At 48.4% G+C, this 12,363-nt stretch carries 13 protein-coding genes, 2 tRNA genes and 1 pseudogene; 9 read left to right on the plus strand and 7 right to left on the minus strand.

The genetic code is table 11. The features are described 5' to 3' along the window. Position 1 precedes the first annotated feature (1 nt). The 5 genes from B153_RS0123025 to ruvC form a co-directional block, all read right to left on the minus strand. Complete coding sequence (locus B153_RS0123025) at positions 2-547, minus strand: hypothetical protein (protein ID WP_020599110.1); 546 nt, start codon at positions 545-547, stop codon at positions 2-4. Between the two features lie 106 nt (positions 548-653). Further along, positions 654-1,403, minus strand: a complete 750-nt coding sequence (locus tag B153_RS0123030; protein ID WP_020599111.1) for a dioxygenase family protein — start codon at positions 1,401-1,403, stop codon at positions 654-656. 490 nt (positions 1,404-1,893) lie between these two features. Further along, positions 1,894-2,625, minus strand: a complete 732-nt coding sequence (locus tag B153_RS0123035; RefSeq protein WP_020599112.1) for a LytR/AlgR family response regulator transcription factor — start codon at positions 2,623-2,625, stop codon at positions 1,894-1,896. Continuing rightward, positions 2,622-3,743: a sensor histidine kinase gene (locus B153_RS0123040; RefSeq protein WP_020599113.1), complete on the minus strand. Its 1,122-nt coding sequence runs from the start codon at positions 3,741-3,743 to the stop codon at positions 2,622-2,624. Before B153_RS0123040 ends, B153_RS0123035 begins: the two co-directional genes overlap by 4 nt. A 93-nt stretch (positions 3,744-3,836) precedes the next feature. Continuing rightward, positions 3,837-4,451: a crossover junction endodeoxyribonuclease RuvC gene (gene ruvC / locus B153_RS0123045; protein WP_020599114.1), complete on the minus strand. Its 615-nt coding sequence runs from the start codon at positions 4,449-4,451 to the stop codon at positions 3,837-3,839. A gap of 48 nt (positions 4,452-4,499) precedes the next feature. On the opposite strand from ruvC, the gene B153_RS0123050 reads away from it, so the two are divergent. The 9 genes from B153_RS0123050 (at position 4,500) to B153_RS0123090 (ending at position 11,639) form a co-directional block, all read left to right on the plus strand. After that, positions 4,500-5,462, plus strand: a complete 963-nt coding sequence (locus B153_RS0123050; protein ID WP_020599115.1) for a lysylphosphatidylglycerol synthase domain-containing protein — start codon at positions 4,500-4,502, stop codon at positions 5,460-5,462. Positions 5,463-5,506: 44 nt separating this feature from the next. Then, positions 5,507-6,628, plus strand: coding sequence for a glycosyltransferase (locus tag B153_RS0123055; protein ID WP_020599116.1), 1,122 nt, complete (start codon positions 5,507-5,509; stop codon positions 6,626-6,628). A gap of 172 nt (positions 6,629-6,800) precedes the next feature. Beyond that, positions 6,801-7,400 carry a class I SAM-dependent methyltransferase gene (locus tag B153_RS35685; RefSeq protein ID WP_020599117.1) on the plus strand — a complete coding sequence of 200 codons (600 nt, stop codon included), beginning with the start codon at positions 6,801-6,803 and terminating at the stop codon, positions 7,398-7,400. A 221-nt stretch (positions 7,401-7,621) separates the two neighbouring features. Beyond that, on the plus strand, positions 7,622-8,266 hold the full coding sequence (locus B153_RS0123065; RefSeq protein ID WP_020599118.1) for a polysaccharide deacetylase family protein: 645 nt from the start codon (positions 7,622-7,624) through the stop codon (positions 8,264-8,266). Beyond that, the gene (locus tag B153_RS0123070; RefSeq protein WP_020599119.1) at positions 8,253-9,266 is read left to right on the plus strand and encodes a glycosyltransferase; all 1,014 of its coding nucleotides are present in this window, start codon (positions 8,253-8,255) and stop codon (positions 9,264-9,266) included. The genes B153_RS0123065 and B153_RS0123070 overlap by 14 nt, the downstream gene beginning before the upstream one ends. Before the next feature lie 71 nt (positions 9,267-9,337). Next, positions 9,338-10,144, plus strand: a complete 807-nt coding sequence (locus tag B153_RS0123075) for a TatD family hydrolase (RefSeq protein WP_026262381.1) — start codon at positions 9,338-9,340, stop codon at positions 10,142-10,144. Between the two features lie 52 nt (positions 10,145-10,196). Then, positions 10,197-11,282 carry an asparaginase gene (locus tag B153_RS0123080; protein WP_040761893.1) on the plus strand — a complete coding sequence of 362 codons (1,086 nt, stop codon included), beginning with the start codon at positions 10,197-10,199 and terminating at the stop codon, positions 11,280-11,282. Positions 11,283-11,381: 99 nt separating this feature from the next. After that, positions 11,382-11,468: transfer RNA gene (locus tag B153_RS0123085), tRNA-Ser, on the plus strand. 81 nt (positions 11,469-11,549) lie between these two features. Next, positions 11,550-11,639: transfer RNA gene (locus tag B153_RS0123090), tRNA-Ser, on the plus strand. A 94-nt stretch (positions 11,640-11,733) separates the two neighbouring features. On the opposite strand, the gene B153_RS38315 is transcribed toward B153_RS0123090, so the two are convergent. After that, positions 11,734-12,033: a hypothetical protein gene (locus B153_RS38315; RefSeq protein ID WP_020599122.1), complete on the minus strand. Its 300-nt coding sequence runs from the start codon at positions 12,031-12,033 to the stop codon at positions 11,734-11,736. Then, positions 11,988-12,363, minus strand: a pseudogene (locus B153_RS0123100) (hypothetical protein); the annotation flags it as partial. The gene B153_RS38315 and the pseudogene B153_RS0123100, both read right to left, overlap by 46 nt.

A 12,363-nucleotide genomic window follows, 5' to 3' on the forward strand; every position in this document is an offset into this window, starting at 1 on the left:
ATCAGGAGATGGATTGGGGCTGCTCCTGCTCCTGCTCCTGCTGAAAGGATGATATACTCAGGTACGGTTGTAACATAATCATATCCGTGTCGATGGTTTTACCCTCGCGCAACGACCCCAGCTGCTCCCCATAGGCAATGAGCAATGTATTAGCGACCGTGTCAATCCAGGTCAGAGGCTCACTGTAAAAGCTGATGGCCACTCGATGTTCCTGCTTATGTTGCACATGCGACTGAATAATTTCAAACGTAAACTGCGAAAAAGGCAGACACAATTTGCCCGCCTGATTGGCAATATCAGGGATGAGTTGGTTCAGTTGACGAATGTACCCAATGGCTGCTGAGCTTGTCAGATGGTGCAGCCGATCGGCATGAGGTACATTTTCCAGCAACTCCTGAAAGGTGCTGTATTTTCCATGTTGGTTGTAATACTGAGCCTGCATGAAAAACTCCTGATACGTATCGTTAAATACATAAGTGTCCCAACGCTTCTGCGAGGATGCGTCAATGATTTTTCGATAACATAACCGGATTATGCCTTTAGCCATAGCCTAACTCATGAATGCTACGAAACAGAGCCTACAGGTGGCTGATACAACTATCTCTGATGGACCTGCCAGCCGCAACCCCTGTTTCGTAAACGGATACCTAATATTATGCGGATACTACGATGGTATGGGTTAAGGTATACCCCCCCGAAATACTGCCCGATACAGTGGCCAGCTCAGTGGTGAAACCATCACTGAACACGTTGTCATTTTCATTCTTGGTGTCCTGAGCGCCTTTGGTATAGCCATGCGATGTTCCTGTTGTATAAACCGTATTGGTGATGTCGTACGGGAACGCGATCTGCGTTACCAACAACGACTTACCCGACGCATTGTAGATGTGGACGTGAATGTGTGGAGCCCGACCTGAGTACCAGCCCGGAAAAATCGAGGTGAACGAAACCAGTCCATTGGCGTCGGTTGTCTGACGACCCCGTAAGAAATCGACCGTCGTAAAGTTCACACTTTGCATGCCTGTACCACCATATTCTGAGTAATACCCATCTTTATCGCAATGCCAGATGTCGACCAAAGCCCCGGCTAAAGCTGCGCAACTACTGCTGGCATTTTTGATAGTGATGTTTACCGTAAATGCTACGCCCGTTCGGTCGTCCCGAATATCCTTTCGAACGAAATTGGCTGGGGTTTTGGTGGGAAATGGGCCTTCGGTTTCGGATGGCGTTACTGAACAGTTGCTGCTCGAACTACCATTGGTCGATCCGGTTGACGTGGTAGTGCCGCTGCTGGTTGTTGTGGGGTCGATTTCTGTTTTAGAGCATCCACCAACCAGGGGGGCTATAGCGGCTATGCCCAATAGGCTACCAAAGCCTCGTTTTAAAAAATCTTTGCGTTCCATTGATTAAACGAACAGTCTGAGTGAAAACTAAGAAGGGTTAACAGCAGGTAATTCGGTTTGCGTGAAGGTCGATAGCACACCCGTGTAGTGGTCCCGGCTATTGGAGTGAAATAAGCCAAGAGTTAACTCTGGAAGTATTTAGCTTACCCAAAAAAGAGCAGAATCGTACATCGGAAGTGTGAGATGGTACCGCACGAAAACCAAACATAATTTTGATGTTTTAAGAAGATGGATTAGATGTTGCTTGTTTTATAAACCATTATCGCTAAAACGCCTTATTTCGTTGCACTGCAGGGTGGTTTGTAGGTGAATAGACCGATTGTGTCGGTGAATACATAATCTTGCCGGTGAATTGGGTTTACAATGAGCAAATGTTGTAGCAAGTCCAGTGCAGTTCTAGATGTGGAGGGCGATCAATGTTGACCTGAAGCATACGTTTTTACTGCCTTCTAAAATCAGGAGGTGGGGAACGGGGGGGCAGATGTGGGATTTAGTGTTGCTTGCCAAATCGCCTGGCAAAATCAGCTTCATAGCTGGCGCCTATCGGTACTTCACGACCGGCAATGAAGATCGTTTTATTGCGAACGGCTTCTACACGGTCTAAAGACACAATGTATGATCGATGCACACGCATGAAATTGACATTCGCCAGCCGTTCCTGCATGGCTTTCATCGTCATTCGGGCAACGATGGGATGGGGACCATTTGGACTGTTTGGGTCAAGATGGATTTTCAGGTAATCGTCCAGACCCTCAATGAACAGAATGTCGGCCAGGGCCAGTTTGTGCAGCGTGTAATCGGCTCGAATGTACACATAAGCCTCTGAGGATGAATCGTCCTTTCGCTGCCAGCGGTAAAAGTCTGCGGCTTTATTGGCCGCCTGCAGAAAGCGCTCGAACGTAAATGGTTTAAGCAGATAGTCTACAGCATTTAAGCTAAACCCTTCAACGGCAAATTCGGCATAGGCCGTTGTGAAAATAACCATCGGTAGGGGAAACGAAGCCGATGAATGGTTGATTGCCTTGTAAAAATCAATGCCTGATATGGATGGCATGTTGATATCCAGAAAAAGAAGGTCGGTCTGAAACTGGTTCAGATGGCGTAGCGCTTCATCCGTCCGTGTACATGTTTTTGATAAATCAATGAAATCGACCTGCTGGCAAAAGTGGCTAAGGATCCGTAGTGCAGGGGGTTCATCGTCTAAAGCAATGGCGCGGATCATACAAGAGTCAGAGATAAATCGACAGTAAAAGTAGTTGGCGTATCGTGGATAACCAGCCGATGGCGGTCGGGATAGAGTAACTGTAAACGCGCTTTTGTATTTGAGAGACCAATCCCGCTGGCTACAGCGGTAGGCTGATACACCCTGACCTTCCTGTTAGAAACATGACAGCTAAGTTCGAAGCCATGGAGGGATATCGTAATGCTGATGGTCGAGGGCTCTTCCGGGCTAACCCCATATTTAAAGGCATTTTCGATGAACGAGATCAGCAGAAGTGGGGCAATCTGTTGGCCATTCGCTTTCCCCTCAACCGTGTACTTGATAGGAACCGTATCGCCCAGCCGTAATTTTTGCAGGGCAATGTACTGGTCAATATAGGCCAGCTCATTTTGCAGCGAAACCTGATCTTTCTGCGACTCCTGAATCACATAGCGTAGAAAAGACGAGAGGTTTACGATGGCATCGGCAGTTTGAGGAGATTCAATAATTGCCAGTGAATAGATACTGTTGAGCGTGTTGAACAGAAAATGTGGGTTGATCTGCGCTTTTAAGTAAGCGAGTTCCGACTGAATTTTCTCGCGTTCGGTTTGCTGCCAGCGCGTATTGACCCGGATCACAACCGCCATAAGGAGTCCTGCCAGGGTGAGAAAAAAAGTTTGGGTCAATTCTGAAGTGCCAGGGCGTCGGGGCATTGGCCTGGGAAATGCATGACTGGGTGGTGGATAAGGACTATTCCTATCGGCTGAAGGGGGCTGGTTTCCCATCGGGTAGGAGGGCGGATGGTGGTTAAAGGAAGGAGGATGACCCGTTGGCCCTGAGTCGAAGCCCTGCCGATTTACGACAACTAGCGCACTGTTGATGAGTACGAAACAACCTAGTACGGTCAGACCAAATAGACCATACAGTTTACGAAAGAAAAACCGGGGGATCAGCAGATAATAATTCGTATAAAAGAAAACGATCGTAAGCAGATAGGAAAGCACGTTACGCCGTTCGTGCGCATCGTGGGGTAGATCGGCCAGCTTGGTAAAACCGTCTTCGGCAAATAGATACGGGAGAGCCAGAAAGATCAGGCAGCCAAGAGCATGCAGTACACTGGTCGAAATCCGCTTATTCATGCACGGAAATTACAACCCGATCAACAAACTGCGTGAGTCTATACCGAACTTTGGGACCAATGAGCAGAATGTGTAGGTAAACAGGCTACTTTTTTACAGAATCCGATTCGAGTTTTCGCTCACAAATGCCCCCCAGGCTCCCTTCTTCGTTTTCTTGTTCGAGACAACGGGCAAAGCATTGGCATGGAAATGATGGCACACCGCGATGGCAAGCGCGTCGGTAGCATCAAAGAACTGTGGGTCCAGTTGCTGATTCAACAGATGCCCAACCATATGCGCCACCTGATCTTTTGTGGCATTACCATTGCCCGTCACTGACTGTTTGATCCGGCGGGGGGCGTATTCGACAATCGGAATGTTGCGGGAGAGAGCTGCGGCCATCACCACACCCTGGGCCCGACCCAGTTTTAACATAGCCTGGACGTTCTTACCGAAAAAAGGATCTTCAATGGCCATCTCATCGGGATGATATTCGTCGATCAGTCGCAGAATGGTTTCGTAGAGTTTCTGGAGCTTCAGTTGGTAGGTCGTATATTTGCTGAGTTGAACCACACCATATTGAATCATGGTCATGTTCCCACCGGCTACCGAAATGATGCCATATCCGGCTACCTGTGTGCCTGGATCTACCCCCAGAATTATTTTCTCAGGCGGAGATGATTCGGGAGTGGCTTGTTTCAATGGGCTAGCAGAATTGGCAGTTGACATCATGATTGGGCGTAGGCTCTCTTACAAAGTAACGTGTTCTCCTCTGTTTTGTCGCTGAAACCCGATAAAAAAATCACCTTTTTCGCTAAACTCTTCGTCTTCGTGGGGCTTGTCGCTTACATCGGCTACGTATTGAGGCAACAACCCTTTGATTGGAAAACCGTCCAGGCACAGTTCAAAACGGTTCGGTACCCTGCCTGGTGGCTTGCAGGGCTTGTTGGGCTGATGCCTGTAAACTGGGGACTTGAAGCGTTAAAATGGTATATTCTGCTCCAACGGGTCGAGCGCACATCCTATTGGTCGGCTTTTCAGGGCGTGTTGGCGGGGGTAGCGCTGGGCTTTGCGTTACCTGCCCAGTTAGGTGATACCGCCGGTCGGGTATTGTCGTTGCGTTCTGGCCAGCGAGGGGCTGCCATTGGGGCTTCGCTGGTATCGGGCGGTATGCAATTTTACGTGGCGTTGGTAGCCGGAGCCATTGCCTGGGCCTATCATCTGAGCACTGTGGCCAATCGAAATACAACGGCCGGACGTTGGCTTTTCATCCTGCTCATTAGTTTATCAGCAGGAGGGATTCTGCTGGGTTTGGTCCGGCAGAAGTTGGTTCGATGGCTGTCGAGTCGGCAGGGTATAGACCGTTGGGCGATCTACTGGCGGGTGGCTGGCTACTACTCTGACCGGGAAATTGGTTTGGCACTGATCGTTGCTCTCTTGCGATACTGTCTGTTTTCGGTCCAGTTTTACCTGGCTATGCAGGCCGTTGGCATACGCTTACAGCCTGCTACCTCGGCATCGGGCATCGGCCTCGTCTTTTTAGTGAAAACCCTAACCCCGGCATTTAACCTGTTGAGCGACCTGGGTGTTCGGGAAGCGGCTTCCCTGTGGGTATTTGCTCCTTATGGGGTTCAAGTGCCTGTAATGCTCACCGCAACGTTGTTGCTATGGCTGGCCAATATACTGATTCCTGTTCTCGTTGGTTTAATTTGGGTCTGGAAACTGAGAATACGCCGATAACGAATGAGTAGAGGAACGGTTACGTACTGACTATCTATTTTTGAATGACTGCCTTTTTGTTGATATGTAGTGCTTTGTATGCCCTTTTTACGGTAACGCTCTGGATAATCTGGCTGCGTATGCCTGTTGGAGACGGAACAGCCTATTTGAGTAATGGTCCACTGATTTCGGTGATTGTTCCGGTACGTAACGAAGCCGAAACGATTCTTCAGTTGCTAACCGATCTGGAGCAGCAATCGTACAGGGCATTTGAGGTAATTATTGCTGATGACGCATCGACAGATCATACTTCAGCCCTCGTTCAGACGTTTATACCAACCGCTTCTTACCCGTTGCAACTGTTGACGCTGACAAACGACTTTACCACTTCGCCCAAAAAGCGGGCTATTGCACAAAGTATTGCCATTGCCAAAGGTCGATTAATCGTAACAACGGATGGCGATTGCCGGGTTGGCAGAAACTGGCTAGCTGCACTGGCTGATTGCTATGCTAAGACTGGAGCCCGGCTCATTTCTGGTCCTGTTACGTTTACCGCTGAGCGTTCAGTATTTGATGCCGTGCAAACCGTTGAGTTTGCCAGTCTGATTGGATCAGGAGCCTGCACAATGTCGCTTAAACTTCCGACAATGTGCAATGGGGCCAATTTATGTTACGAAAAAGAAGCATTTATAGAAGTAGGCGGGTTTTCGGGCGTCGATCATTTGGCATCGGGCGATGACGAATTTCTGATGCAAAAAATAGCCGCCCATTACCCCGATGGTATCCGATTTCTGAAAAGCTCCGAAGCGATTGTATGGACGAAGCCGCATCTAACCATCCGGGGATTTTATAACCAGCGCAGACGATGGGCGAGCAAATGGCGGGCTTACCAAACCTACGGGCCTTCGCTGCTGGCCGTGTTTGTTTTTCTGAGTAATGCAGCCCCGGTTATCGTTTTGCTAGGCTGGTTAGGTAATTATTGGAGTGCTGGTTTTACACTGCTTACAATTGGCTTAAAAATTCTGCCAGAGTTCGTGTATTTACGGCAGGTTCTCCTTTTTCTGCAAAAGCGAAAAGCAGTGGTGGCTATCCCACTCACACAATTGATTTACCCGTTCTATGTCTTGTTTTTCGGGCTGGCGGCTCAATCAAAAGGCTATACCTGGAAGGGGCGTAAACTTAAATGATAGAAGATCAGGTTGTTTGTTAACAAATGTTTGGATGCCTGTTAATTTTAGGCAACTTTACATCAGGTAGAATCAGTAAAGTTGGCCATCATTTCGTATGCATCGTACACTTGTAAACTGCCTTAATCGAGTCAACAGGGCTAGCGCTTTAACCCTTTCGTACTTACGGGCTATGCGGGAGAAACAATTCGAACGACAGCTCCGGCATGTGCGTGATTTCAGCTATACATCCGACTGGACCAGTTATAACTATAGCAATTGGGAAACCTGGTTTGCTCCGTATCGCAGTCAGCCCAATCTACGCATTCTTGAAATAGGTAGCTTTGAAGGGCGTTCTGCGGTGTGGTTCCTGCAACATATACTAACCCATCCCAGTGCTCAACTGGTATGTGTCGACCCAATGCCGTGGCCCGTCAATCCACCCCGGCCACGGTTCATGCATAACATACAATTGACCGGCCAGGCATCGCAGGTGACCCTGGTGCAGGAGCGTTCGGAAATTGCACTAACGCAACTGCCACCGGCCAGTTTCGATATTATTTATATCGACGGAGCTCATGATGCGATCAACGTGCTTGCCGATGGCATATACAGTTGGGAGTTACTTAAGGTAGGAGGACTGATGTTGTTTGACGATTATCTGTGGGAGCCTGATCAACCTGAGCACAGCCGTTGTCAGCGGGCCATCGACTTATTGCTGAAGCAATTCGGAGCCCGAAAAACCCTGATCCATCAGGGCTATCAGGCATTGATCCGAAAAGATGCGGATTAACCAGGCATTCGCAAGTAATGACGGATCTGTGGCCAGTCCAGGCAATCAGTTGCGGAATAAGAATTCGAATGACAGGAGCAACAAAACAAAAATCTTAACGTAATGGTATATACTTGCAATGTATTTCAGTACACAGGGGGTATATCTTCATGAAATCGTTTAGTCAGGTGGTTGTTTAATGTTTTAATTGCCTTATAACCAATTTTTTACAGCTATATTTTATGCTTTTTCTGCATAAATCAAATTTCCTGCTCCGTACAGTCTACCCTGAGTGCTGGTGGCGAATTGGTGATGAATCTGACCCGACCATTTACCTGACCTTCGACGATGGTCCTATCCCTGATGTGACCGAATTTGTGCTTGAACAACTGGATAAGTTTTCGGCACAGGCTACATTCTTTTGCATTGGCGACAATGTTCGTAAGCATCGCGATATGCTTTATAAAGTGCTGGAAGCGGGCCATATGGTTGGCAATCATACATTTAATCACCTCAATGGCTGGCAAACAGAAGATGCGGTCTATCTGGAAAATATAAGGAGATGTCAGGCGGAATTGGGGGTTGAAACGTCATTATTTCGTCCGCCATATGGCCGGATAAAAAAAACGCAGGCCGCCGAAGTGATGGAGCATTATTCGATTGTGATGTGGGACGTACTGACGGGGGATTTTGACCGAAAACTCCCGGCAGATATATGTCTTCGTAAAACGATTCAGTATACAAAACCTGGCTCCATTGTTGTCTTTCACGATAGCCTGAAAGCCTGGCCGACCATGCGCCAGGTACTGCCTCAGGTGCTGGCGCATTTTACCGAGCGAGGCTATTCATTCCGGGCTGTTCCCCAACCTGTTTATGCTGGATATTGACCAGCCAGATGTAGAGGTCCCATTGGTAAGTATTCTGGTTGCTGCACGCAATGAAGAGTCAACGATCCTAACCTGTTTAAACGCAATTGAGGGACTGGACTGGCCAGTAGATAAGGTCGAAGTCCTGATCGGGAACGATCAATCGACTGACCGTACTGGCGAGCTGGTGGCCGAATTTATTCGGGAACGCCCATCGTATCAACTTCTAACGATTGCTGAATCGGATTCGGGTTTACGAGGGAAGGTAAATGTACTGGTGCAGTTAGCGCAACGTGCCCGAGGGCGCTTTCTTTTTTTTACGGACGCCGATACCCAGGTTCCGGCAGGCTGGTTGACCGCAATGACCCAGCATATGGCCGATCAAACAGGGGTTGTCACAGGGGTTACCCTGCCCGATGGACCAGCTATCTTTCATAAAGTACAGGGCATCGACTGGTTGTATAATCTGACCCTGACGCACCTGATGAGCGGTCTGAAAATTCCGGTCACCGCTATGGGAAATAATATGGTGGTGAGTCGACAGGCGTATGATGCCGTTGGCGGTTATGAATCCCTGCCTTTTTCGGTAACCGAAGATTATACCTTATTCCGAGCTATTATTGAGCGTGGATACGGGTTTCAAAATGTATTGAGCGAACAGGTACTGGCTCGTACAAAGCCCGTCGAATCATGGGCTGCCTGGCTACAACAGCGGAAACGATGGATGCGCGGAGCCATGAATTTGCCGGGCTGGATTGTCTTCGCTCTCTATTGTCAATATCTTTTAGTGCCACTTCTACTGTTAGTCGGAAATGGATCTGCCCTGCTGGCTATGGGCCTGTATGGAGGTCATTTTTTGATTCAGTCGATCGTATTGTCTATTGGATTTAGGCGACTTCGGCAAACCAAGTTGTGGCGGTATGCGTTGCTTTTTGAAATTTACCAACTCATAATGGGTCCATTAGCCATTATCTATTACTGGCTTCCAACAAAAATTAACTGGAAAGGAAGAAACTATTAAGCGAATCGTGAAGGTCGAAATCGGTTGGATAAACCACAAGTTATGATCTACACCCGTCGCGCAATCAGACTATGATGCTTATTGATACACACGCCCATATATACGATTCACAATTCGCCAACGACCAGGAATCTATGCTCCGTCATGCTGATTCACAACAGATTAGCCAGATATGGATGCCGAATTGCGCCCGCGAAACAATTGCGGGGATGATGGACCTGGCCGATCGATACCCCGAGCGTTGTCTGCCTATGATGGGCTTACATCCGGCTTATGTCAACGAAACAGTAGAGGCCGAACTGGCGACTGTAGAGGATCAGCTCAATCGCCATGCGTTTATGGCTGTGGGAGAAATCGGACTTGACTTTTATTGGGATATGTCGTTTGTCGATCGGCAGTTTATGGCCTTTGAAACGCAATTGCGATGGGCCGCTATTCATAAGTTGCCTGTTTCGATGCATACTCGCTCAGGCCATGATCGGAATGCATTTGCCGAAGCGGCTGATCTGATCGAAAAACTGGCCTTACCCGGCCTGACAGGTATTTTCCATTGTTTCGTTGGAACACTTGACGAGGCCAAACGCGCCATTCAACTGGGGTTTAAGCTTGGCATTGGGGGTGTGGCAACCTTCAAAAACGGAGGGCTCGACAAGGTGCTGCCGCATGTAGGTCTAGAACATCTTGTTCTGGAGACCGATGCGCCTTATTTAGCACCTGTTCCATACCGGGGGAAACGAAATGAACCAGCCTACATCCGGCTAATTGCCCAGCGTGTCGCCGATCTTAAGCAGATTAATTTGGATGATGTAGCACGACATACTACTGCAAATGCCCGTGCATTGCTCCCCACACTTTATGCGAATTTGCTGCCCAGCTAAACGGAGCTACCAAACCATCACAGAATTTATTGCATGATTTACGTTTATGGCAATGCCCTATCGAATTATTCAGATTAATCCTTCAGCTACATCGAATTCGCGAGCATCGGTATTGGTAATATACACAGGCGGTACGTTTGGGATGGTCTATGAGCCACAGGCCGGGCAGCTTGTCCCTTTCGATTTTGAGCGGGTAGTGGATCGACTCCCTGAGCTTAACCGACTCGACTTTGCCATCAGTCTGCTCACATTGAATGAAATTATCGACTCATCAAATATGAAGCCCGCCGTTTGGGTCGAACTGGCACAAATCATTCAGGATCACTATTCATCATACGACAGCTTCGTCATTTTGCATGGTACCGATACCATGTCGTTTACGGCATCTGCGTTGAGTTTTATGCTTGAGGGCTTATCTAAGCCGGTAATCCTGACGGGAGCGCAGTTGCCAATAGGCGTGGCCCGAAGCGACGCCCGTGAGAATTTTATTACGGCACTTGAAATTGCTGCGGCTACGGAAGCCGATCGACCCCTTGTGCCCGAAGTGTGTGTGTATTTCAATTCGCTCCTGTTGCGTGGGAATCGATCTACGAAACGGGAGAGTGTTCAGTTCAACGCATTTACATCAGAGAATTACCCACATCTGGCCAATGCGGGTGTGAGTATTGACTACAACCGACCCTTTATTCGTCCGTACCAACCTAATCAGTCGTTAAAGATTCATAAAACACTTGACCCCAATGTAACCATCCTGAAACTCTTTCCAGGTATTACGCAGGCCGTGGTGGAGTCGATCGTAAACATTCCCAGCCTTCGGGGCATTGTTTTGGAAACCTTTGGCGCGGGCAATGCACCTACCGATGCCTGGTTTCTGGATGTACTTAAGGGGACCGTTGATCGTGGAGTGCTGATATTCAATGTGTCGCAATGTGAAGGAGGGCGAGTTACCCAGGGACAATACCAAACCAGTAAGCATTTATTACAGATTGGGGTAGTGAGTGGGGCCGACATTACAACCGAAGCAGCGATCACCAAATTGATGGTTTTGTTAGGCCGTGAACCTGGTTACGGACCGGAAGCCGTTCTTCGACTACGAACGTTACTGGCCCAGCCAATTAGTGGTGAAATGAGCGAATAGGAGACAAAAAGCAAGGTTTTTTATAACAACATCTTGCGTGATTAATGAAAAACATGCATCTTTGCACTCCGAAATATCGGGCCACCCAAATACCATAATAGAGAGCTGCCGGAGTGGTCGAACGGGTCTGATTCGAAATCAGAAGTACTCGCAAGGGTACCGGGGGTTCGAATCCCTCGCTCTCTGCCTTTTTCGTCGTCAGTCATTAGTCAATAGTCGTTAAGAAATTTACTAACGACTGGCTGCTATCGACTGACGACTTTCTTTAGAGAGGTGTCCGAGTGGTTGAAGGAGCACGCCTGGAAAGTGTGTATGCGGGCAACCGTATCGAGGGTTCGAATCCCTTCCTCTCTGCCAATGGGTCATATAATATGCTGATTTATAGCGTGTTATATGACCCATTTTTTTGCCGTTTCAATTCTGTTTCAACTTTGCGCCAGGGAAGGGTAGTCTACTCACAATTTATTCTGCGGCTATTAAAAAAATAAATCCGCCCCGTTACGGTACGGGTTCCCCCATCGGCCACTTCGGTATTGAAGGTGATCTGACGGGCACCTCCGTTGACCTTGATATTGCCCTGACCCGGTGAGCCCTGGTTGCTGTGATAAGTAAAGGAGAAGTTATAATCCGAAGCTGTTCTGGGGGCATTTGTAAAGAGAAAATCTTCGGTTGTGGCCGGATTGCCTGAACTGATGTAGGGGTGGACTAAAAATCGGGTAGGCTTTGCTTGGTCTGCGAATAGACCGGACACGAGGTGGCCGCATTGACCACGGATGAATAGCCCAATGTGGCCGCTCTATTCGTGGCTCTCATCCGATAAAAATAGGTCGAACTCGTCGTTAGGCCCGTATCCGAATACAGTGCTGTGGTTGGCGTTCCGGTCTGGGTCCAGCCCCAGGATCCGTTTGTACTGCGCTCGATCTGGTAGCCATTTGCGCCAGATACCGCATTCCTGATAATGTTGATGCTGGTACCAGATGTTGACGACTGATATGGTCCTAAAAATCCGGACACGAAACTTTTTAACTTCGTGTACCATGAACCAATCCCAACGCCCCAAACGAAAGTATACCGCCGAGTT

Origin of the sequence: Spirosoma panaciterrae DSM 21099, from assembly GCF_000374025.1 — a bacterium.
Lineage (GTDB): Bacteria > Bacteroidota > Bacteroidia > Cytophagales > Spirosomataceae > Spirosoma > Spirosoma panaciterrae.